At 69.3% G+C, this 21,425-nt stretch carries 19 protein-coding genes and 3 tRNA genes; 11 read left to right on the forward strand and 11 right to left on the reverse strand.

From position 1 onward, the window contains the following. Positions 1–17: 17 nt before the first annotated feature. The gene (locus ACIQUC_RS09520; RefSeq protein ID WP_402266025.1) at positions 18–659 is read left to right on the forward strand and encodes a TetR family transcriptional regulator; all 642 of its coding nucleotides are present in this window, start codon (positions 18–20) and stop codon (positions 657–659) included. Here the strand turns inward: ACIQUC_RS09520 and ACIQUC_RS09525 are convergent. Beyond that, positions 625–1,293 (reverse strand): NUDIX domain-containing protein, encoded by a 669-nt coding sequence (locus ACIQUC_RS09525; protein WP_402266027.1) that lies wholly within the window; start codon positions 1,291–1,293, stop codon positions 625–627. The two genes, ACIQUC_RS09520 and ACIQUC_RS09525, sit on opposite strands and share 35 nt — an antisense overlap. 86 nt (positions 1,294–1,379) lie before the next feature. Between ACIQUC_RS09525 and ACIQUC_RS09530 the strand changes: the two genes are divergently transcribed. Further along, positions 1,380–1,820, forward strand: a complete 441-nt coding sequence (locus ACIQUC_RS09530; protein WP_402266029.1) for a hypothetical protein — start codon at positions 1,380–1,382, stop codon at positions 1,818–1,820. Positions 1,821–1,877: 57 nt separating this feature from the next. On the opposite strand, the gene ACIQUC_RS09535 is transcribed toward ACIQUC_RS09530, so the two are convergent. Continuing rightward, positions 1,878–1,964 (reverse strand) — tRNA-Leu (locus ACIQUC_RS09535). Positions 1,965–2,050: 86 nt separating this feature from the next. Between ACIQUC_RS09535 and ACIQUC_RS09540 the strand changes: the two genes are divergently transcribed. The 7 genes from ACIQUC_RS09540 to pknB all read left to right on the forward strand — a co-directional run bounded on the left by ACIQUC_RS09540 (position 2,051) and on the right by pknB (position 11,191). After that, positions 2,051–2,731, forward strand: coding sequence for a DUF3662 and FHA domain-containing protein (locus ACIQUC_RS09540; protein ID WP_022907895.1), 681 nt, complete (start codon positions 2,051–2,053; stop codon positions 2,729–2,731). Continuing rightward, entirely contained in the window at positions 2,728–3,279 is a 552-nt protein-coding gene (locus ACIQUC_RS09545) for an FHA domain-containing protein (RefSeq protein ID WP_022907894.1), read from the forward strand. Before ACIQUC_RS09540 ends, ACIQUC_RS09545 begins: the two co-directional genes overlap by 4 nt. 6 nt (positions 3,280–3,285) lie before the next feature. After that, positions 3,286–4,638: a Stp1/IreP family PP2C-type Ser/Thr phosphatase gene (locus tag ACIQUC_RS09550; RefSeq protein WP_402266032.1), complete on the forward strand. Its 1,353-nt coding sequence runs from the start codon at positions 3,286–3,288 to the stop codon at positions 4,636–4,638. Next, a complete protein-coding gene (locus ACIQUC_RS09555; RefSeq protein ID WP_402266034.1) occupies positions 4,635–6,071 on the forward strand; it encodes an FtsW/RodA/SpoVE family cell cycle protein in 1,437 nt (478 codons plus the stop codon). Before ACIQUC_RS09550 ends, ACIQUC_RS09555 begins: the two co-directional genes overlap by 4 nt. Then, a complete protein-coding gene (locus ACIQUC_RS09560; RefSeq protein ID WP_402266036.1) occupies positions 6,068–7,525 on the forward strand; it encodes a peptidoglycan D,D-transpeptidase FtsI family protein in 1,458 nt (485 codons plus the stop codon). The genes ACIQUC_RS09555 and ACIQUC_RS09560 overlap by 4 nt, the downstream gene beginning before the upstream one ends. Continuing rightward, the gene (locus ACIQUC_RS09565; RefSeq protein WP_402266038.1) at positions 7,522–9,273 is read left to right on the forward strand and encodes a protein kinase; all 1,752 of its coding nucleotides are present in this window, start codon (positions 7,522–7,524) and stop codon (positions 9,271–9,273) included. The genes ACIQUC_RS09560 and ACIQUC_RS09565 overlap by 4 nt, the downstream gene beginning before the upstream one ends. Before the next feature lie 121 nt (positions 9,274–9,394). Then, a complete protein-coding gene (gene pknB, locus ACIQUC_RS09570; RefSeq protein ID WP_402266041.1) occupies positions 9,395–11,191 on the forward strand; it encodes a Stk1 family PASTA domain-containing Ser/Thr kinase in 1,797 nt (598 codons plus the stop codon). A 178-nt stretch (positions 11,192–11,369) separates the two neighbouring features. On the opposite strand, the gene ACIQUC_RS09575 is transcribed toward pknB, so the two are convergent. Beyond that, positions 11,370–12,014 carry an anthranilate synthase component II gene (locus ACIQUC_RS09575; protein WP_402266043.1) on the reverse strand — a complete coding sequence of 215 codons (645 nt, stop codon included), beginning with the start codon at positions 12,012–12,014 and terminating at the stop codon, positions 11,370–11,372. An 81-nt stretch (positions 12,015–12,095) separates the two neighbouring features. Between ACIQUC_RS09575 and ACIQUC_RS09580 the strand changes: the two genes are divergently transcribed. Then, positions 12,096–12,350: a cell division protein CrgA gene (locus tag ACIQUC_RS09580; protein ID WP_022907010.1), complete on the forward strand. Its 255-nt coding sequence runs from the start codon at positions 12,096–12,098 to the stop codon at positions 12,348–12,350. Between the two features lie 343 nt (positions 12,351–12,693). Here the strand turns inward: ACIQUC_RS09580 and ACIQUC_RS09585 are convergent, their stop codons facing one another. Next, complete coding sequence (locus tag ACIQUC_RS09585) at positions 12,694–13,560, reverse strand: rhomboid family intramembrane serine protease (RefSeq protein WP_402266047.1); 867 nt, start codon at positions 13,558–13,560, stop codon at positions 12,694–12,696. An 8-nt stretch (positions 13,561–13,568) separates the two neighbouring features. Then, positions 13,569–14,108, reverse strand: a complete 540-nt coding sequence (locus ACIQUC_RS09590) for a peptidylprolyl isomerase (protein WP_402266050.1) — start codon at positions 14,106–14,108, stop codon at positions 13,569–13,571. Positions 14,109–14,225: 117 nt separating this feature from the next. On the opposite strand from ACIQUC_RS09590, the gene ACIQUC_RS09595 reads away from it, so the two are divergent. Further along, positions 14,226–14,798 carry a hypothetical protein gene (locus tag ACIQUC_RS09595; protein ID WP_022907013.1) on the forward strand — a complete coding sequence of 191 codons (573 nt, stop codon included), beginning with the start codon at positions 14,226–14,228 and terminating at the stop codon, positions 14,796–14,798. Between the two features lie 597 nt (positions 14,799–15,395). On the opposite strand, the gene ACIQUC_RS09600 is transcribed toward ACIQUC_RS09595, so the two are convergent. The 6 genes from ACIQUC_RS09600 to ACIQUC_RS09625 form a co-directional block, all read right to left on the reverse strand. Continuing rightward, positions 15,396–15,468: transfer RNA gene (locus tag ACIQUC_RS09600), tRNA-Ala, on the reverse strand. A 32-nt stretch (positions 15,469–15,500) separates the two neighbouring features. Next, positions 15,501–15,577 (reverse strand) — tRNA-Ile (locus ACIQUC_RS09605). A 76-nt stretch (positions 15,578–15,653) separates the two neighbouring features. After that, a complete protein-coding gene (locus ACIQUC_RS09610) occupies positions 15,654–16,061 on the reverse strand; it encodes a DUF3566 domain-containing protein (RefSeq protein WP_022907014.1) in 408 nt (135 codons plus the stop codon). Beyond that, on the reverse strand, positions 16,054–18,702 hold the full coding sequence (gene gyrA / locus ACIQUC_RS09615; protein WP_022907015.1) for a DNA gyrase subunit A: 2,649 nt from the start codon (positions 18,700–18,702) through the stop codon (positions 16,054–16,056). Before gyrA ends, ACIQUC_RS09610 begins: the two co-directional genes overlap by 8 nt. 114 nt (positions 18,703–18,816) lie before the next feature. Beyond that, positions 18,817–20,820, reverse strand: a complete 2,004-nt coding sequence (gene gyrB, locus ACIQUC_RS09620) for a DNA topoisomerase (ATP-hydrolyzing) subunit B (RefSeq protein ID WP_402266054.1) — start codon at positions 20,818–20,820, stop codon at positions 18,817–18,819. A gap of 132 nt (positions 20,821–20,952) precedes the next feature. Beyond that, positions 20,953–21,417 (reverse strand): DUF721 domain-containing protein, encoded by a 465-nt coding sequence (locus ACIQUC_RS09625; RefSeq protein ID WP_307159710.1) that lies wholly within the window; start codon positions 21,415–21,417, stop codon positions 20,953–20,955. Positions 21,418–21,425 lie beyond the last annotated feature (8 nt).

The raw sequence follows: 21,425 nt of genomic DNA on the forward strand, positions 1-21,425 counted from the left end.
GCGCCTAGGCTGGCGTCGTGTCGACCACACCGACCCGCCGGCGCCTGAGCCCGGCCGAGCGGGACGCCCAGATCGCCGAGGCGGCCGTCGCCGTCGCCCGTGCCGAGGGCCTCGCCGCCGTGACCCTGCGCGGGGTCGCCGCGGCCATCGGTGTGGCGCCGTCCCTCGTGGCGCACTACCGCCCGGCGATGGAGGACCTCGTCGGCGACACCTTCCGCACCGTCGCGAGCACCGAGGTGGCCGAGGTCGCCCGGATCGTGCGCGAGGGGGCCGACCCGGTCGGACGGCTGGCGACCCTGCTCGCGTGCATCGCCGACCCGGCCCGCGACGACGTCGCCGCACTGTGGGCGGACGCGTGGAGCCTCGGCCGGACGAACGCGGCCCTCGCGACCGCCGCCCGCGAGGTCATGGACGACTGGCAGGCCCTCGCCACCGGCGTGGTCCGCGACGGCGTGCGCGCCGGGGTCATGCGCACGGACGACCCGGACGCGGTCGGACGCCTGCTGTTCGCGCTCGTGGACGCCACGAACGGGTACGCCCTGGTGGACTACCTCGACCGACCCGTCCGAGAGGGGCTGGTCCGCACGACGATCGCCCGCGCCGTCGGGCTCGACGACGCAGCCCTCAGCGCCGCAACGCCACCCACTGCAGGAGCATGATCGTCTTGCCGTCGGCGATGCGCCCGTCCGCGACCATCGCCAGGGCTTCGTCCAACGGGAGCTCGAGCACCTCGATGTCCTCGCCCTCGTCCTCCAGCCCACCGCCCGCGTCGATGAGGTCGGCGGGTGAGTAGGCGCCGACGTACCCGTGCACGCGCTCGGTCACGGACCCCGGACTCATGAACGCGTCGAAGGCCTTCGTGAGGACGCCGAGCCGGATCCCGAGCTCCTCCGTCGCCTCGCGCCGCACGGCCGTCTCCGGGTCGTCCTCGTCGAGGAGCCCCGCCGCCGCCTCGACGAGCATCCCGTCCGGATGGCCGTTGACGTAGGCGGGCCAGCGGAACTGCCGGGTGAGCAGCACGGTGTCGCGCTCGGGGTCGTGCGGCAGCACGGCGGCACCGTTGCCCCTGTCGTACGTCTCGCGCTGCTGCCGGTCCCAGCGACCGTCACGGCGCCGGACGTCGAGCGTGGTGCGGCGGAGCACGTGCCAGCCGTCGGACACGACCTCGACGTCGCGGACGACCACGTCCGGGTTGCGGTCGAGACCACGTCCGACGGCGTCGAGGCCGGTGCGGCCGCGGGCGTCCGGGACGGAGGTGCCGGGTCGGGGGTCGGTCGTGCGCGCGTCGTCCACGCCGCCACGCTAGCGTCCCGCCCCGGCGCCGAGGCCGCCGGTACGATCGTCACGCCGCACCAGGGAGCGGCGGGGACGGGGCGACCATGACGACGACGAACGACCTCAGGCGATCGCGCCGGACCCCACCCCCGGTCGTCCGGACGGCGGTCGTCCTCTGGGCCGTCTGGCTGGTCGTCGGCGTCGTCTCCACCGTCGTCGTCTCGGTGTCCGGGGCGGGACTGACCGGGTTCGGCGGCGCCCTCGCGATCGTGCTGTCGTTCGTCGTCTGGGCCCTGGTGGCCGCCGCGACGTTCCTGGTCCTCCGCGGATCGGCCGTCGCCCGCATCGTCCTCGTCGCGATCGCCGCGCTCCGCGCGGTCCTGAGCATCAGCGACGGCGGCCTCTCCACCGCGCTGATCCTGCTCTCGGTCGTCGCCGCGGTGCTGCTGTTCCTGCCCAGCGCGCGCCCCTTCTTCCGGCGCGCCGACGGTGCCGAGCCGAGCCGCGCCTCCAGGCCGGCGGATCCCGACCACCCGCGGGACTGACGCCGCCACGGAACGCGAGAAGGCCCCCGGATCACTCCGGGGGCCTTCTCCGTTGCCTGGTGCGCGAGGGGGGACTTGAACCCCCACGCCGTTTCCAGCACACGGACCTGAACCGTGCGCGTCTACCAATTCCGCCACTCGCGCCAGCCCGAGAACACTACCACGCACAGACGCTGCCAGACGCCAACCACTACCATGCAGAGGTCGACGACCGAGAACACTGGAGACCCATGGGCCTGTTGGACAGCTTCGAGCGAGGGCTGGAGCGCGCCGTGAACGGCGCGTTCGCGAAGACCTTCCGCTCCGGCGTGCAGCCCGTCGAGATCTCGAGCGCACTCCGCCGCGAGCTCGACACCAAGGCTGCCGTCGTCTCACGCGAACGCATCCTCGTGCCGAACGAGTTCACCGTGCGACTCGCGCCGCCGGACTACACGCGGATGAACGACATCGGTCGGCCGCTCGTCGACGAGCTCTCGCAGATGGTGCAGCAGCACGCCGTCGCGCAGAACTACTCCTTCTCCGGACCGGTCACGATCCGCCTGCAGCAGGACGGCACGCTCTCCACCGGGATCCTGCAGATCGACTCGACGACCGTGCAGCGCGACGTCGCGTGGGTCGCGGTGCTCGACATCGGTTCGCAGCGGCACAAGCTGCAGCGCGGGCGCACCGTGATCGGTCGCGGCACGGACGCCGACATCACCGTCGCCGACACCGGGACGAGCCGGAAGCACGTCGAGGTCATCTGGGACGGCAAGCACGCCCAGGCCAACGACCTCGGGTCGACGAACGGGTCGAAGCTGAACGGTGAGCGCTTCCAGCAGGCCATCGTGGAGCCGGATTCCACGATCGAGATCGGTCGTACCCGTATGGTGTTCCGGGTGATACCCGAGAACGACGGAGGTGCCAGGTGACCACAGGGCTGACCCTGCTCGTCCTGCGCTTCGCGTTCCTCGCGGTGCTCTGGCTGTTCGTGTTCGTGATCGTCTTCGCCCTGCGGAGCGACCTGTTCGGCCAGCGCGTGCGCACGATCCCCACCGATCCGAAGGCCGGTGCGTCCGGTCCGACGACCCCGGTCGTCCCCGCGGCAGCGGCTCCGGCCGCCGCGTCCGCAGGGGCCTTCACCGACCTCATCGGTCAGCCAGGAGGCGCGCAGCAGCCCGCCACGCCGGCTGCGACCCGCCTCGTGATCACCGAGGGATCGCGCGAGGGCATGGAGATGCCGCTCGGCGGCGGACCGATCACGATCGGCCGCTCGAGCGAGTCCAACGTCGTCATCCGAGACGACTACACGTCCACCAACCACGCCCGCCTCGACCTCCGGGCCGACGGCTGGGTGCTCACCGACCTCGAGTCCACGAACGGCACGTTCGTCAACGGTCAGAAGGTGACCGCTCCCGTGACCGTGGCCGAGCGGACGCCGATCACGATCGGGACGACGACGTTCGAGCTGCGGCGGTAACCCGGGATGACCGCTCGCACGCTGAGCGCCGCTGTGTCCCACGTCGGACGCATCCGCGCGAACAACCAGGACTCCGGCTACGCCGGGCAGCACCTGTTCGCGGTGGCCGACGGCATGGGCGGGCACGCCGGGGGCGACGTCGCCTCGGCGATCGCGATCCGGCGCATCCGGGAGGTCGACCGCGAGTTCCCGTCGGCACACGACGCCGAGTTCGCGCTGCAGTCGGCGCTCATCGCCGCGAACCAGCTCATCACCGAGACGGTGTTCGAACACCAGGAGCTCACGGGCATGGGCACGACGGTGTCCGCGATGATCCGCGTCGGCGAACAGGTCGCCATCGCGCACATCGGCGACTCGCGCATCTACCGGCACCGCGACGGCGAGCTGCAGCAGATCACCTCCGACCACACCTTCGTGCAGCGTCTCGTGGACAGCGGCCGGATCACCCCGGAGGAAGCCGCGGTCCACCCCCGTCGCTCCGTCCTCATGCGCGTGCTCGGCGACGTCGACGCCGCGCCGGAGGTCGACACCGCGATCATGGACATCCAGCCGGGCGACCGCTGGCTGCTCTGCTCCGACGGGCTGTCGTCGTACCTGGCGGAAGAGCGCATCCGGCACGCGCTCGCGTCGAACATGGACGCGAACCAGGTCACGCAGCGCCTCGTGAAGGAGACGCTCGACCACGGCGCGCCCGACAACGTCACCGTCGTCGTCATGGACGTCACGGACACCGAGCCCGAGGACGACGACGACGCGGCCACGACCGTGGGCTCCGCCGCGGCCCCGCTCACCTTCGAGGCGTCGACCGGACGCAAGCCGATCCGCCTCCCCACGATCCTGCTCCACCCGCTCAAGGTCACGACGGCCCCCGAGGACTCGCACTTCGAACCGGAGTCCGACCAGTTCTTCGCCGAACTCATCGCCGAGGACCGCCGTCGGCGCATCCGTCGCCGGGTCTCGTGGACGATCGCGCTCGTCGTGGCGGTCGCCGTCCTCGTCGGTGCCGTGTTCCTCGGCTGGCGGATCATCCAGGACCACTACTACGTCGGGACCGACCGCGGCTCGGTCGCGATCTACAAGGGCGTCCAGCAGTCGATCGGTCCGATCGCCCTGTCCGACGTGTACGAGGACACCGACATCTCGGTGTCCGGACTGCCGGACTACACCCGCGAGAACGTCCGCTCGACCATCAACGCGCAGTCGCTCGACGACGCGCGGGAGATCGTCGAGCGACTGCGCAAGGCCGCGGCGACCGGACAGGACCAGGCCGGCACCGGCGGTGACGGCAGTTCGCCGTCGCCGACGCCCTCGCCGTCCTCGACCGGATCGCCGTCACCGTCTCCCGGGGCGAAGCGATGAGCAGCGCCACCGCCCAGTCCTTCACGCAGGCGATCACGATCAAACTGCGGGAGCCCGCGCGCGCCCGCAACCTCGAGCTCGTGCTGCTGGTGATCGCGTGCGGCATCTGCGCCGGCGCCATGGTGCTCGTGCAGCTCGGCACGAAGGGCAGGCTCTTCGACACCTCGGTGCTGTGGACCGGCGCGGGCATCCTCGGCCTCGCGCTGGTCATGCACGTCGTGCTCCGGGTCGTCGCGAAGAACGCCGACCCGTTCATCCTGCCGGTCGCCCTCGTGCTGAACGGCATCGGGATCGCCGAGATCTACCGCATCGACGTGCACAACGGCCTGACCGGCTGGGGTGCGATCGGCGTGAAGCAGATCGTCTGGACCATGCTCGCCATGGTGCTGGCGATCATCACGGTCTCGGTCGTCCGGAACCACCGGTTCCTGCAGCGGTACCGGTACATCTTCATGTTCCTGACCATCGCGCTGCTGCTGCTGCCGATGCTGCCCGGGATCGGGCTCAACGTGAACGGCGCGCGGGTCTGGATCAAGGTCGGATCGTTCACCTTCCAGCCGGGTGAGCTCGCCAAGATCACGATGGCGCTGTTCTTCGCCGGTTACCTCGTGACCGCGCGGGACTCGCTGTCGATCGTCGGCCGGAAGTTCCTCGGCATGACGTTCCCGCGTGCCCGCGACCTCGGCCCGATCCTCGTGATGTGGGCCGCGGCGATGGGCGTCCTGGTGTTCCAGCGCGACCTCGGCACCGCGCTGCTCTACTTCGGCCTGTTCCTCGTGATGATCTACGTCGCGACGGCGCGACTGAGCTGGGTCGTCATCGGCCTCGCGCTGTTCGTCGGCGGTGCGCTCGTCGCCCAGTCCGTCCTGGTCTACGTGCACGGCCGGTTCGAGCAGTGGCTCGACCCGTTCAACCAGGAGATCTTCACCCGGCAGACGCAGGGCAGCTACCAGCTCGTCCAGGGCCTGTTCGGCTTCGCGAACGGCGGGATCACCGGCACCGGGCTCGGCCAGGGTCGGCCGTACATCACGCCGGTCGCCAACGCGGACTACATCATCGCGTCGCTCGGCGAGGAGCTCGGGCTCATCGGCGTCTTCGCGATCCTCGCCCTCTTCATCATCCTGGCGTCACGGGGCCTGCGGGTCGGGTTCATGGCGCAGGACGACTTCGGCAAGCTGCTCGGCGTGGGCTTCGGCTTCATCATCGCCCTGCAGGTGTTCGTCGTCGTCGGCGGCATCACCCGCGTGATCCCGGTCACCGGCCTGACGACGCCGTTCATGGCCGCGGGTGGTTCGTCCCTCGTCGCCAACTGGATCATCGCCGCGATGTTGCTGCGCCTGACCGATGCAATCCCCGCCGAACAGCGCGTGCAGCAGGGTGCGATCCCGGCTGCCCGTGGCCGCGGGGCGACCAGGAAGGAGCGCAGCCGGTGAACCGACAGCTCCGCGGTGTCTCGACCGTCATCGTGCTCATGTTCGTCGCACTCTTCGTGTCGACGACGTCCATCCAGTTCTTCTCGGCGGACTCGCTCCGCGCGGACTCCCGGAACTCGAGGACCATCCTCGCCAGCTACTCGACGAAGCGCGGCGCGATCCTCGTCAACGGCAGTCCGATCGCCGAGTCGACCCCGGTGGACGACCAGTACCAGTACCAGCGGAAGTACACGAACGGCGACCTCTACTCCGCCGTCACCGGGTACTTCACGATCGGGCAGGGGAACGCCGGCATCGAGAGCGCCGAGAACACCGTGCTCTCCGGCAACTCCGACGCCTCGTTCTTCCAGAACCTCAACGCGATCCTGACCGGGCAGGACGTCCAGGGCGACAACGTCAACCTGACGATCGACCCCGACGTCCAGCAGGCGGCGTACGACGCGCTCGGCGACAACACCGGCGCGGTCGTGGCGATCCAGCCGAAGACCGGCAAGATCCTCGCGATGGTGTCGAAGCAGAGCTACGACCCGAACACGCTGACGTCGCACGACACGCAGAACGTCATCGACCACTACAAGGCGCTCGAGACGAACGCGGCGAAGCCCCTGCAGAACCGGGCGATCGGCGGCGACCTCTACACGCCCGGGTCCGTCTTCAAGCTCGTCGTGGCGTCGGCCGCGCTCGAGGGCGGGAAGTACACCCTCGACTCCGAGTTCCCGAACCCCTCGCGCCTGCAGCTGCCCGGTACGAGCACCTACATCAACAACGCCGAGGGCGGCTCGTGCGGCGGCGGCGACAAGGTCAAGCTGCGCACGGCGATCCAGTACTCGTGCAACATCCCGTTCGCGGAGCTCGGGCAGAAGCTCGGCTACGACGCGATCAAGAGCATGGCCGACAAGTACGGGTTCGGCGACGCGATCGAGGTCCCGATGCGCGCCACCGCCAGCCAGTACCCGGACGTCAGCGACGACACCGCGCAACTGATGCTGAGCTCCTTCGGGCAGGCCAGCGTCCGGGTGTCGCCCCTGCAGATGGCGATGGTCTCCGCCGGGATCGCGAACGGCGGCAAGGTCATGCAGCCCTCGCTCGTCGACTCGATCACCACGAGCGACCTGAAGACCGTCGAGTCGTTCTCCCCGAAGCAGTACAGCGACCCGCTCTCGTCCTCCGAGGCGAGTGACCTCACCGAGGCCATGCAGAGCGTCGTCAGCTCCGGGACCGGCACCAATGCCAAGATCAACGGTGTCGACGTCGCAGGGAAGACGGGCACGGCCGAGAACGGCACGGGCGATCCGTACACACTCTGGTTCACGGGCTTCGCCCCGGCGAAGGACCCCGAGGTGGCCGTCGCGGTCGTCGTCGGGAACGGCGGCGGGCTCGGGCAGTCCGGAGTCGGCAACACGGTCGCGGCCCCGGTCGCGAAGAAAGTCATGGAGGCGGTGCTGAACAAATGAGACCCACCAGCGGACTCACCTTCGGTGGGCGGTACCAACTCTCGTCCCGCGTCGCCATCGGCGGCATGGGAGAGGTGTGGCAGGCCACCGACCTCGTCATCGGCCGGACCGTGGCACTCAAGATCCTCAAGGACGAGTACCTCGGCGACCCGGGCTTCCTCGAGCGCTTCCGCGCCGAGGCCCGCCACGCCGCGCTCGTCAACCACGAGGGCATCGCCAACGTCTTCGACTACGGCGAGGAGGACGGCAGCGCCTACCTCGTGATGGAGCTCGTCCCCGGCGAGGCGCTCTCGACCATGATCGAGCGGGAGCACACGCTGCCGGTCGACAAGGTCCTCGACATCGTCGCGCAGACCGCGAACGCCCTGCAGGCCGCACACGCCGTCGGGCTCGTGCACCGCGACATCAAGCCGGGCAACCTGCTCATCACGCCGGACGGCCGCGTCAAGATCACCGACTTCGGCATCGCCCGCATCGCCGACCAGGTGCCGCTCACCGCGACCGGTCAGGTCATGGGCACCGTGCAGTACCTCTCGCCGGAGCAGGCGAGCGGGCACCCGGCATCGCCGTCGACCGACATCTACTCGCTCGGCATCGTCGCGTACGAGTGCCTGGCCGGACGCCGGCCGTTCACGGGCGAGTCGCAGGTCGCCATCGCGATGGCGCACATCAACGAGCAGCCGCCGGCACTCCCGGGGGACATCCCGGAGCCGGTAGCGGCCCTCGTGATGTCCTGCATCGCGAAGAAGCCCGCCGACCGTCCCGCGACCGCGGCGAACCTGGCCCGTGCGGCACAGGCGCTCCGCCGTGGCGACGTCGCGGCCGCCACCGTCGCCGTCCCGGCCATCGCCGCCGGCGGCACCGTCGCGTTCAACCCACCCCAGGCGCAGGGCAACGACGCGGCGACCGCCCTCATCGGCACGCAGGCCGGTGCCGTCACCGGTGGTCCACGCACCCCGGGCTCGCCGGTCGACGGCGAGGACGAGGAGCCGAAGAAGAAGCGCGCGTGGATCTGGTGGCTCGTCGGGGTCCTCGCGGTCCTCGTCATCGGCGGGGTGATCGCAGCGGTCGCACTGACCGGCGACAGCCAGCCGGAGCCGACCCCGACGAAGTCCTCGGCCCGGTCGACGCCGTCCCAGACGCCGACCCCGAGCGACACCCCGACCGTGAGCCGCGTGACCGTGGACTCGGCGGACTTCGTCGGGCTGTCGGTCGCCGACGCCCAGGCGAAGCTCGAGGGTCTCGGGCTGACCTCGCGCGTCGAGGACGGCGACCCCGCACCGAAGGCCGAGCAGGCGAACACGGTCCAGTCGATCAGCCCCACGGGCAGCCTGGCGGTCGGCTCGCTCGTCGTGCTCCAGCAGTACACGGCGCAGCCGACGGTCAACCAGCCGAACTCGGCGTCGCCCGGAGCAGTGTCCGCCGACGGCCAGGTCACCTTCAGCTGGGCGGCGGCCACGTGCCCGACCGGGTACACCGTGTCGTCGTACGCGTACACGATCACCGGCGGCAAGGACTCCTCGAGCCAGACCTCGGGCACGCTCGACGCCGACCACCGATCGGTCACCGTGCAGATCGACGCGGTCGACACCTCGGCCTCGCTGAGCTACACCGTGACGTGCGGCAACCTCGCTGCGTCGGCTGCGTCCGAGGCCGCGTCCAGCGACACCTGGCAGGCGACCGACGAGCCGACGGTCGACCCGACGGACGGCAACAACCCGAGCCAGGGCCCGCAGGACGGCAACTGACCGACCCCCGGACGGGGGCTCGCGACACCGTTGCGTAACGGTTCGTGCGGGCCCCCGGTCACCAGCGTCTCACCAGCGAACCCTGCCGTACACTTGCCCGGACGGACATTCGGAGGAGTACGTGCCAGAAGGTGTGACCGCGGGGATCACCCTCCTCGCCAACCGCTACGAGATCGGTGAAGTCATCGGTCGGGGCGGCATGGCCACTGTGCATCTGGGCAACGACACCCGGCTCGGACGCAAGGTGGCCGTCAAGCTGCTGAAGCCCAGCCTCGCCAACGACCCGGCGTTCCGCACCCGTTTCCGCCAGGAAGCGCAGGCGGCCGCCCGCATGGCGCACCCGACGATCGTCCGCGTCTACGACGCCGGCGAGGAGACCGTCACCGAGACCTCCGGCGCCGAGGTGCAGGTGCCGTTCATCGTCATGGAGTACGTCGAGGGCCGACCGCTCTCCGACATCATCGGCGAGGGCCCGGTCGCCCCGGACGAGGCCGTGCGGATCACCGAGGGCATCCTGACCGCGCTCGAGTACTCGCACCGAGCGGGTGTCGTGCACCGCGACATCAAGCCGGCCAACGTCATGGTGACGCACGCCGGCCAGGTCAAGGTGATGGACTTCGGCATCGCCCGGGCCATCACGGACACGTCCGCGACCGTCGCCCAGACCACGTCGATCCTCGGCACCGCGTCGTACTTCTCCCCGGAACAGGCACGTGGCGAGACCGTCGACGCCCGCACCGACGTCTACTCCACCGGCGTCGTGCTCTTCGAGCTGCTCACCGGGCGCCCGCCGTTCCTCGGGGACACCCCGGTGGCCGTCGCCTACCAGCACGTCAGCGAGCAGCCCGTCGCGCCGTCGTCCCTCACGCCCGAGGTCTCGCCGGCGCTCGACGCGGTCACGCTGCACGCCCTGGTGAAGGACCGCACACGCCGGTACCAGAACGCCGCCGAGTTCCGCTCCGAACTCCAGCAGGCCGCAGCGGGCAAGGTGCCCGCGTCGACCCGCAAGCTCCAGCAGCAGGCCGCGCACGACGCGTCCACGGTGCTGTTCGGCGTCAACCCCCGCACGACCTCGAACCCGGCGGTGGCCTTCCGCGAGCTCGACGACGACACCGCCGAGCACCGCCCCCAGCGCACGCAGAACCGTCCGCCGGTGGCGTGGATCTGGGTCGGCATCATCCTGACCGCAGCGGTCATCGTCGCGGTCGTGTTCTTCGTCGCGAACCTCGGTCCGGGCAAGCCGCCGGTGACGTCGTCGGTGAGCGTGCCGAACGTCGCCGGTGCCACCTACGACTCGGCGGCGGCCGCTCTCGACAAGAAGGACCTCGTCCCGGTCAAGGTCGAGGAGAACTCCGACGACGTCGACCGGGGATCGGTCATCCGCACCGAACCCGGGTCCGGCACGAACGTCGCGCGCAAGCAGAACATCCGCGTCATCGTCTCGCTCGGCCCCGAGCAGCTCGCCGTCCCCGACCTCGCGGGGCAGACGCAGGACGCCGCGCAGAAGGCGCTCGAGCAGGCGGGCTTCGCCGTCGGCGCGGTCAGCTCCGACTACTCGCCGACGGTGCCCGAGGGGACGGTCATGAGCACCGACCCCGAGGCCTCGTCGAAGCACACCAAGGAGACGGTGGTGAACCTCACCGTCTCGAACGGCAAGGTCGAGCTGCCGAACGTGACGCAGCAGCCGTTCCAGAACGCGAGCGACACCCTCACCGGGCTCGGCCTCAAGGTGACGCCGAACGCGATCATGTCCTGCACGAGCGGTCTGGTCACGCAGCAGAGCGCACCGGCTGGGGACATCGCGCAGGGCAGCACGGTCGTGCTCACGTACTGCACCGGCACGGTCCAGCCCTCCCAACCGCCGGCGACGCAGGCACCGGCGGACGGCGGGAACGACGGCGGTGGCGACGGTCAGTGACCTGACCGCGTCCTGACGGACGGTCCGGGGCGGGCGTGACCCGCGCCTCCCGTCTGTGGCAGCCATCCGACGGCCGTCAGGTCAGCCTGGAGGCGCGGCTCATCTCTGCCACGTCCACGCCGGATCCGGCGTGGGGTCGTCCCACGCGACGGGCCGCTCGGTGTGCGCGGCGCCGTCGTCAGGCGCGGTGCGCCGCGATGAGCGGGTTCAGGCCGGCCGCGCGCTCCGCAGCGCCCTCGAGACCGGTCGTTTCCAGCCAGTTGCCGACCATCCGGTAGCCGCCCTCCGTGAGGACCGACTCCGGGTGGAACTGCACGCCGTACACGGGGTGCTCGCGGTGCTGCACGCCCATGATCACGCCACCGCCCGTCCGCGCGGTGATCGTCAGCTCGTCGGGGACCGTGCCGTCGACGATCGCGAGCGAGTGGTAGCGCGTGGCCGTGAAGGGGTGCGGGACGCCGGCGAACAGCGGGCTGTCGTCGTGGTCGACCTGCGAGGTCTTGCCGTGCATGAGCTCCTCGGCGTGGGTGACCGTCGCGCCGAGCGCCTCGGCGATGGCCTGGTGCCCGAGGCACACCCCGAGCAGGGGCTTGTCCGCCGCGATCGCCGCGTGCACGGTCTCGACGGAGACACCGGCGTCCGCGGGGGTGCCGGGTCCGGGGGACAGCAGCACGCCGTCGTAGTCCGCGATGCGGTCGGCGATCTCGGACGCCGGGAAGGCATCGTTGCGGACCACGTCGGTCTCTGCCCCGAGCTGCTGGACGTAGCCGTTCAGCGTGTAGACGAAGCTGTCGTAGTTGTCGACGACGAGGATCTTGGTCATGGCGGTTCACCGTACTCGTGGGGGATGTGTGCAGCGGGCTGAGAGTCTTCCCACACCCGTGGTCACGGTAGGATACCGGCCATGGCCAAGGACAAGGACCGCACCAAGCCCGCCCGGAGGACCCGAGCCGACTCGGTCGACACCGCGGGGGACCAGCCGAACCCCGTGTGGTTCAAGCCGGTCATGTTCGGCTTCATGCTCATCGGGCTCGCCTGGGTGATCGTCTTCTACATCTCGAACACGACGCTGCCGGTGCCGTCGCTCGGATCGTGGAACATCCTGATCGGCTTCGGCATCATGTTCATCGGCTTCCTCATGACCACCCGCTGGCGGTAACAGCCCGGCCACACACGCCCCGACGCCCGTCGCACCTGCTGGTGCGGCGGGCGTTCTCGTGTGTGCGGGCACTCCGGGCCGTTCTCCACAACGCTGACGGGCTGCTAGCCGTCGACCGTTCCCCAGAACGCCTGTTCTCCACAGTTCTCCACACTCTCCACACACTCATCCACATCCCTCTCCCGGAGTTATCCACAGCTAAGTCCACAGTGGGGATAATCACACGCGTGTAACTCACCGTGTTCTCCACAGCTGTGGACAACTCCGTGGCAGCCTGTGGAAACGACGAACGCCCCGCTGCAGCGCAACGGGGCGTTCGGGTGGCGATGGTCGCCGAGACGTGTCAGATGCCGACACCGATCGACAGGCCCGCGTACGCGGCGTAGATCAGCCCGACGAGCACGACGGCCTCGGCGACCAGGAGTCCGATCTGCAGACGCCGCTGCCGGATGTTCCGGGTGCGTGCGAAGACGAACCCGGTGATGAACCCGAGGACGATCCCGCCCACGTGCGCCTGCCACGAGATCGCGGTACCGGGCAGGAAGCCGACCACGAGGTTGAGACCCATGATGACCAGGAGCTGCACGGCGTTGTAACCGAGGCTCCGCTGGATCACGAAGAACGCCGCGAACAACCCGAAGATCGCGCCGGAGGCACCGACCACCGGCGTCGCGGGGCTCAGCAACGAGACGGCGAGGTCACCACCGAGGCCAGCCAGGAAGTACAGCGCGACGAACCGCCACGTGCCGAGGATGTTCTCGAGCATCCGCCCGAAGATCCACACCGCCCACATGTTGAACAGGATGTGGAAGAAGGAGGAGTGGACGAACAGCCCGGTCACGAGACGCCACGGCTGCGAGCCGATCGCGGGCGTGAAGTAGCTCAGCCAGGCGTTGACGTACCCGCCGGTCACCTGGTTGAGCAACCAGAGCACGGCGGACACGACGACGATCACGACCGTCGCCTTCTGGTCGAGCATGGCGAACCGCCGCCGGGCGACCGTCAGCCCGCTGGGGCCTCCGGACGCCCGACGGTTCGCCTGGAACTGCGCACGCTGCTCGCGCACGCACTCAGGGCAGTGCACCCCGACCGCGGCCGGCGTCTGGCACTCCGGGCAGATCGTCCGCCCGCAGCGCTGGCAGAGCACGAAGCTCTGCCGGTCCGGATGCCGGTAGCAGGTGTTGTTCGGGTTGTACGCCTGGTCGGTCACGTGGTGGCTCAGACGTCCTCGACGTCGATGCTCTGGATGACGACGTCCTCGAGCGGCTTGTCACGGCCGTCGGTCGGCACGCCCTCGATCGCGTCGACGACCGCGCGGGACTCGTCGTCCGCGACCTCGCCGAAGATGGTGTGCTTGCCCTGCAGCCACGGCGTCGCCACCGTGGTGATGAAGAACTGCGAGCCGTTCGTGCCGCGGCCGCCCTGGATGCCGGCGTTCGCCATGGCGAAGATGTACGGGTTCTGGAAGGTGAGCTCCGGGTGGATCTCGTCGTCGAAGCGGTAGCCCGGACCGCCGATGCCCTGACCGAGGGGGTCGCCGCCCTGGATCATGAAGTCCTTGATGATGCGGTGGAAGACGACCCCGTCGTAGAGCTTGTCGGTCGAGACCTTGCCGGTGCCGGGGTGCGTCCACTCCTGCTTGCCCGTCGCGAGGTCGACGAAGTTCTTGACGGTCTTGGGAGCGTGGTTGCCGAACAGGTTGACGCGGATGTCGCCCTTGTTCGTGTGGATCGTTGCGACAGCGGTGTGCAGAGACATGTTCCGATTCTCGCATGTACTGCTGACGGTCAGACGGATCACACAGGTGAGGCTCCGTGACCTGTCAGGCACTGCGGTGGCAGGATGGTGGTCACGCCGTTCCGATGGAGGTACCAGATGACGACGATCGAGATCCCGCGCAAGCGCCGGAAGCAGATCAAGAAGCTCAAGGGCCAGACCGCCTCGCTCCTCGGCGAGCAGCGCAAGGTCCTCGAGCACGCGAACGCGATCCTTGCAGAGGCCCGGTCCCACGCCGCGGACGCTGCTCGCAAGGACATCGCGCCGCGAGTGCAGAACGCGATCGACAACGGCATCCGCCCGGCTGTCGCCACGGGGGTGCACGCTGCCACGAGCGCAGCGCAGAACGCTTCACACCGATTCCAGTCCGAGGTCGTCCCCGGCCTGGTCGCGACCGCGGGCTCGGTCCTCAGCGTGGGCGACCTCGCGAAGGACCCCCGGGTCAAGAAGATCGTGAAGAACGCCCAGAAGAAGGGCAAGAAGGCCAAGAAGGCTGCGGAGAAGTACGTGCCGCACCAGAAGAAGGGCATCGGCTTCGGCGGTGTCGCGCTGATCGTGGTGGGTGTCGTGGCCGTGGCCGGTGCCGCCTACGCCGCGTACCAGACGCTCCGTGCGGACGACGACCTCTGGGTCGCGGACGACGCTGACACTGCGGGCAAGCCCGCAGCCTGACCTCCCGGTTCGTACGAAGGGCCCCGGCACACGCCGGGGCCCTTCGTCGTCCCCGGCGCGAACGAGCCGGCCCGGCCGAGCCGGCCCGGCCAGGCCGGGCCACCGCGAGTCGAGCGGGCGAAATACGTCCCGCTCGGGCCGTCATGCCGACGGATTCTGCCCGCTCGACGCACACCCACGGCGTGTTCCGCCCGCTCGGCACACCACCAGCCACACATCCTGCGCACCCGGCGCACTCGGCGCCCGCCGGTCGCCTCCGCTGCCCCGCACCGGACTGGAGGCGCGGAGCGGCCTGGTCCCGCGCCTCCCGTCCGCCACGCGGTGCGTCCGATCAGCAGCGCGCAGACGTGACCGCACGACCGGCCGTCCGTGGTCGCGCGACCCGCCGCTCACATCCGCGGCGGTCCCACGAACGGCCGTCGCCCCTGGGCGAGACCCGACGAGCCCGAGACCTCGAGCCGGGGCCGACCGATCGTCGGGCGCAAGCTGGCCTCGCGGAGCGGCCATCGCGGAGCGGCGCGCCGAAGGCGCAGACGAGCACGACGACCGAGCGAGGCGAAGAGAGGGACGAGCGGAGCAAGGCTCACGCCGAGGGAGTGGAGCCTGGGAGAATCGAACTCCCGACATCCTGCTTGCAAAGCAGGCGCTCTACCAACTGAGCTAAGGCCCCGTGACACCCATGGTACGGAGTGTCGGAGGAAGTGGTGGGGCTACAAGGACTTGAACCTTGGACCTCTTCGTTATCAGCGAAGCGCTCTAACCGCCTGAGCTATAGCCCCTCAGACCGGATGAAAGCCTACCGCACCGATGCCGCAGAACGAAATCGAGGCGGTCGGCCCATCCGAGCCGGGTGTGTCAGTTGTTCGTGAAGCCGACGAGCAGGCCGCCGGTGATCCGGACACTGAGGTTGTAGAGGACACTCACGATCGCGCCGAGCACGGTGCCGACCACCACGTTGAGGATGCCCACGACGACGGAGAACCCGAGCACCTGGCCCAGCGAGAACTGGTCCATGATCGAGTAGTTGTTCTGCCCGGTGACGTCCTTCAGCAGAGCGTCGATCTGGGTGAAGACACCGGTCTGGTTGAGGATGACCCACACCAGGGCGGTGGCGACGACGATCACGATCGAGCCGGCCAGGGCGATGAGGAAGCTGAGCTTCACCATCGACCAGAAGTCGACGTACACGAGCCGCAGTCGCACCTGACGGGTGCCGACGGGCCGCTTCGCCTTCTTCTGGAGCTTCTCGGCGACACTACTCATTGCTTGACTGGTCCTCTCCGGCCACGGTGTCCGTGGGCACTGTGTCGGCGGGGTCGGCGGCCGCTTCGTCCGGGCTGACCGTCTCCACCGGGCCCGCAGGCTCGATCTCGGCGTCGTCCTGGTCGTCCAGGTTCCGCTCTGTGTTCCGGGCCACCGCGATGATCCGGTCGTTCTCCGCGAACCTCGCGAAGACCACACCCATCGTGTCGCGACCCTTGGCGGGCACCTCGGCCACGGCAGACCTTACCACCTTGCCCGATTGGAGCACGACGAGGACCTCGTCGTCCTCACCGACGATGAGAGCACCCACAAGGTCCCCTCGATCGGCGGCCAGCTTGGCGACCTTGATGCCGAGACCGCCACGGCCCTGCACGCGGTACTGGTCGACGGAGGTGCGCTTGGCGTAGCCACCCTCGGTCATGACCCAGACGTAGCCGTCGTCCGAGACGACCCGGGCCGCGAGCAGCGAGTCGTCGTCGCGGAAGGACATGCCCTTCACGCCGGAGGTCGAGCGACCCATCGGGCGCAGCGTGTCGTTCGTCGCGGTGAACCGCAGCGACATGCCGTGCTTCGAGACGAGCAGGAGGTCGTCGTGCTCGTCGACGAGGAGCGCCTGCACCAGGGTGTCGCCGTCGCGCAGGTTGATCGCGATGATGCCGCCGGTGCGGTTCGTGTCGTACTCGGTGAGCGCGGTCTTCTTGACGAGACCGTGCGCCGTGGCGAGCACGAGGTACTGCGCCGCCTCGTAGTCGCGGATGTCGAGGACCTGCTGGATCTGCTCGTCCGGCTGCATGGCGAGCAGGTTCGCGACGTGCTGACCCTTGGCGTCACGGCTGGCTTCCTGCAGCTCGTACGCCTTGGCGCGGTAGACGCGGCCCTTGTCCGTCAGGAACAGCAGCCAGTGGTGCGTCGTCGTCACGAAGAAGTGCTCGACGACGTCGTCGGCGCGCAGCTGCGCACCCTTGACCCCGCGGCCACCGCGGTGCTGCGACCGGTAGTTGTCACTCCGCGTGCGCTTGACGTACCCGCCGCGGGTGATGGTGACGACCATCTCCTCCTCGGGGATGAGGTCCTCGATCGACATGTCGCCGTCGAAGCCGAGCAGGATCTCGCTGCGGCGGTCGTCGCCGAACCGCTCGACGATCTCCTCGAGCTCGTCACCGATGATCGAGCGCTGACGGGTCTCCGACGCCAGGATGTCCTGGAAGTCGGCGATCTTGCGCTCGAGTTCTTCGGCCTCGTCGTGGATCTTCTGCCGCTCGAGGGCGGCGAGACGACGGAGCTGCAGCTCGAGGATGGCGCGCGCCTGGATCTCGTCGACGGACAGCAGGTCCATCAGACCGGTGCGGGCCTCTTCGACGTCGGGCGACCGGCGGATGAGCGCGATGACCTCGTCGAGCGCGTCGAGCGCGGCCAGGTAGCCACGGAGGATGTGGGCGCGCTTCTCTGCCTCGCGCAGCCGGAACTGCGTGCGGCGGACGATGACGTCGATCTGGTGGTCGACCCACGCCGAGATGAACCCGTCGAGCGCGAGGGTGCGGGGCACGCCGTCGACGATCGCGAGCATGTTCGCGCCGAAGTTCTCCTGCAGCTGCGTGTGCTTGTACAGGTTGTTGAGGACGACCTTGGCGACGGCGTCGCGCTTGAGCACGATGACGAGGCGCTGGCCGGTGCGACCCGAGGTCTCGTCGCGGATGTCCGCGATGCCGGCGAGCTTGCCGTCCTTGACACCCTCGGCGATACGGATCGCGAGGTTGTCGGGGTTCACCTGGTACGGGAGCTCGGTGACGACGAGGCAGGTGCGACCCTGGATCTCCTCGACGTTGACGACCGCACGCATCGTGATCGAGCCACGACCGGTGCGGTAGGCGTCCTGGATGCCCTTCGTGCCGAGGATCTGCGCCCCGGTCGGGAAGTCCGGGCCCTTGATGCGCTGCATGAGCGCACCGAGCAGCTCTTCACGGGTGGCGTCGGGGTGCTCGAGCGCCCACTTCGCGCCGGCGGCGACCTCGCGCAGGTTGTGCGGCGGGATGTTCGTGGCCATGCCGACCGCGATGCCGACGGAACCGTTGACGAGCAGGTTCGGGAACCGCGCCGGCAGGATGGCGGGTTCCTGCGTCCGACCATCGTAGTTGTCCTGGAAGTCGACGGTGTCCTCGTCGATGTCCCGGACCATCTCCATGGCGAGCGGCGCCATCTTGGTCTCGGTGTACCGCGGGGCGGCGGCGCCGTCGTTGCCCGGGGACCCGAAGTTGCCCTGGCCGAGCGCGAGCGGATAGCGGAGCGACCACGGCTGCACGAGGCGGACGAGGGCGTCGTAGATCGCGCTGTCGCCGTGCGGGTGGAACTGCCCCATCACGTCGCCGACGACACGGGAGCACTTGGAGAAGGCCCGGTCGGGGCGGTAGCCGCCGTCGAACATCGCGTAGATCACGCGGCGGTGCACGGGCTTCAGTCCGTCACGGACCTCGGGCAGCGCACGGCCGACGATGACGGACATCGCGTAGTCGAGGTACGACCGCTGCATCTCGAGCTGCAGGTCGACCTGCGAGATGCGGTCACCGGAGACGACGATGTCCCCGCTGTCGCCGTGGACGATCTCGGGCTGCTCGTCGGCGCCGTTCTCGTTGTCGTCAGCCATGTGGCTTCGTTCCCTTTCTGGACAGCCCGGAGGCTGTGGTTCCGTCGGCCGCGCCGGGCGCGACCACAGGTGGTCGGGACTGGTCGACGCGGCTCACACCGCGCCTCCCGGCCCTCAGATGTCGAGGAACCGGACGTCCTTCGCGTTCTGCTGGATGAACTGGCGACGGGACTCGACGTCCTCGCCCATCAGCGTCGCGAAGACGCTGTCCACCGCGGCGGCGTCCTCGAGCGTGACCTGCAGGAGCGTCCGGGTGTCCGGGTTCATCGTGGTGTCCCACAGCTCCTTGTAGTCCATCTCGCCGAGGCCCTTGTAGCGCTGGATCCCGTTGTCCTTCGGGATGCGCTTGCCGGCGGCGAGGCCGGACTGCATCAGGGCGTCGCGCTCACGGTCGCTGAACACGTACTCGTGCGCCGAGTTCGACCACTTCAGGCGGTACAGCGGCGGCTGCGCGAGGTACACGTACCCGCGCTCGATGAGCGGACGCATGTAGCGGAACAGCAGGGTGAGCAGCAGCGTCGTGATGTGCTGGCCGTCCACGTCGGCATCGGCCATCAGCACGATCTTGTGGTACCGGGCCTTGTCCGGGTCGAAGTCCTCACCGATGCCGGCGCCGAACGCCGTGATCATCGACTGGATCTCCTGGTTGGCCAGGGCACGGTCGAGACGGGCCTTCTCGACGTTCAGGATCTTGCCGCGCAGCGGCAGGATGGCCTGCGTCATCGGGTTGCGACCCTGCACGGCGGAACCGCCGGCGGAGTCACCCTCGACCATGAAGATCTCGGAGACCGTCGGGTCCTTCGACTGGCAGTCCTTGAGCTTGCCGGGCATGCCGCCCGACTCGAGGAGCCCCTTGCGACGGGTGGTCTCGCGTGCCTTGCGTGCGGCGAGACGGGCCTGCGAGGCCTGGATCGCCTTGCGCACGACATCGCGGGCCTGCGTCGGGTTGCTCTCGAACCAGTGCGTGAGCTCGGTGCCGACGACGCGCTGGACGAAGCCCTTGGCCTCGGTGTTGCCGAGCTTGGTCTTCGTCTGCCCCTCGAACTGCGGCTCGCCGAGCTTCACGGAGATGACGGCCGTCAGCCCTTCGCGGATGTCGTCACCCGTGAGGTTGTCGTCCTTCTCCTTGATGATCTTCGCCTCGCGCGCGTACTTGTTGACCAGGTACGTCAGCGCCGCGCGGAAGCCCTCTTCGTGGGTGCCGCCCTCGTGCGTGTTGATCGTGTTCGCGAAGGTGTGGACGCTCTCCTGGTAGGAGGTGTTCCACTGCATCGCGACCTCGAGCGCGATCTTGCGCTCCGGGTCCTCGGCCTCGAAGCCGATGACGTCCGGGTGCACGAGGTCGGCCTTCTTCTGCGCGTTGAGGTACTCGACGTAGTCGGCGAGCCCGCGCTCGTACAGGAAGGAGTCGTGGCGGGACTCTTCACCGTCGGCCGGGGTGCGCTCGTCCGTCAGGGTGATGCGCAGGCCCTTGTTGAGGAAGGCCATCTGCTGGAACCGCGTGCGCAGGGTCTCGTAGTCGAAGACGACCGTCTCGAAGATCTCGGCGTTCGGCCAGAACGTGATCGTGGTGCCGTGCCCGTCGTCTTCCTCGTCCTTCGACAGGGGCGCGACCGGGACGCCGTCGGTGTAGCTCTGGCGCCACACGTGGCCCTGCTGGCGGACCTCGACGTCGAGCTCGGAGCTCAGCGCGTTGACGACCGACGACCCGACGCCGTGCAGACCACCGGACACCGCGTACGCGCCGCCGCCGAACTTGCCGCCGGCGTGCAGGACGGTGAGCACGACCTGGACGGTCGAGACGCCCTCGGCAGCGTGGATCCCGACGGGGATGCCACGGCCGTTGTCGACCACGCGGACGCCGCCGTCTTCGCGGATCGTGACGTTGATCGTGTCGCAGTAGCCCGCGAGCGCCTCGTCGACGGAGTTGTCGACGATCTCCTGCACGAGGTGGTGCAGACCGCGGGGACCGGTGGACCCGATGTACATGCCCGGACGCTTCCGGACGGCTTCGAGTCCCTCGAGCACCTGGATCTGGTCTGCGCCGTACTGGGGTTCGCTCTGCGGGGTCGCCTCGCCGGACGAGTTCTCTCGGTCGTCGTCAGATCCGGATGTCATTCGAAGGTGCTCCTGCCTGCGCGCGGAACACCCGCGCACTGCACCCCCCAGTCTACCGCAGGACCCCCTCTTCCGAGGGCGGAATCGGGCCGTGGACGGCCTTTTTTCGTCCTCCCGGACGATTTCGTCGGCTCACCCGTAAGTGTCGCGAGGACCGCGCCCCTGGACCGTCCTGGGACCGCGTTTCCAGGTGGGGGCGTCGGGGCCCGAAACCCGGATCGACTGGACGCCGGCTTCCGGGTGCCGTTCGGCGATGGTCGTCGTGATGGTGCTCCGCATCAACCGGAGCTGCGTCGCCCAGGCCGTCGAGTCGCACCGGATCACGAGGGCGCCGTCGTCGATGGTCATCGGCCGGGAGTGCTTCGCGAGCTCCTCGCCGACGACCGCGGGCCAGTCCACGAAGAGCTCCGAGCGGGCGAGGGGCTCGGTCCAGCCGAGCTCGGCGGCGAGCGAGCCGACCACGTCACCGAGCCCGGCGGGCTCTCGGCCGCGGCCGTACGGCACGGAATCGGGGTCGAGTCCCTTCATCCGGCGCCGACGCGCGTCGACGCCGCGCTTCGAGGGGTCGCCGAAGACCGCGCGCAGGTGTCGGTACACCCGCGAGG

The sequence above is a fragment of the Curtobacterium sp. NPDC098951 genome (assembly GCF_044759965.1).
Taxonomy (GTDB): Bacteria; Actinomycetota; Actinomycetes; order Actinomycetales; family Microbacteriaceae; genus Curtobacterium.

Coding starts and splice junctions, on each gene's coding strand:
- ACIQUC_RS09595 (WP_022907013.1), top strand. CDS start 14,226: ATGACGACGATCGAGATCCCGCGCAAGCGCCGGAAGCAGATCAAGAAG.
- ACIQUC_RS09610 (WP_022907014.1), bottom strand. CDS start 16,061: ATGAGTAGTGTCGCCGAGAAGCTCCAGAAGAAGGCGAAGCGGCCCGTC.
- ACIQUC_RS09590 (WP_402266050.1), bottom strand. CDS start 14,108: ATGTCTCTGCACACCGCTGTCGCAACGATCCACACGAACAAGGGCGAC.
- ACIQUC_RS09555 (WP_402266034.1), top strand. CDS start 4,635: ATGAGCAGCGCCACCGCCCAGTCCTTCACGCAGGCGATCACGATCAAA.
- ACIQUC_RS09540 (WP_022907895.1), top strand. CDS start 2,051: ATGGGCCTGTTGGACAGCTTCGAGCGAGGGCTGGAGCGCGCCGTGAAC.
- ACIQUC_RS09550 (WP_402266032.1), top strand. CDS start 3,286: ATGACCGCTCGCACGCTGAGCGCCGCTGTGTCCCACGTCGGACGCATC.
- ACIQUC_RS09580 (WP_022907010.1), top strand. CDS start 12,096: ATGGCCAAGGACAAGGACCGCACCAAGCCCGCCCGGAGGACCCGAGCC.
- ACIQUC_RS09575 (WP_402266043.1), bottom strand. CDS start 12,014: ATGACCAAGATCCTCGTCGTCGACAACTACGACAGCTTCGTCTACACG.
- gyrB (WP_402266054.1), bottom strand. CDS start 20,820: ATGACATCCGGATCTGACGACGACCGAGAGAACTCGTCCGGCGAGGCG.
- ACIQUC_RS09530 (WP_402266029.1), top strand. CDS start 1,380: ATGACGACGACGAACGACCTCAGGCGATCGCGCCGGACCCCACCCCCG.
- ACIQUC_RS09565 (WP_402266038.1), top strand. CDS start 7,522: ATGAGACCCACCAGCGGACTCACCTTCGGTGGGCGGTACCAACTCTCG.
- gyrA (WP_022907015.1), bottom strand. CDS start 18,702: ATGGCTGACGACAACGAGAACGGCGCCGACGAGCAGCCCGAGATCGTC.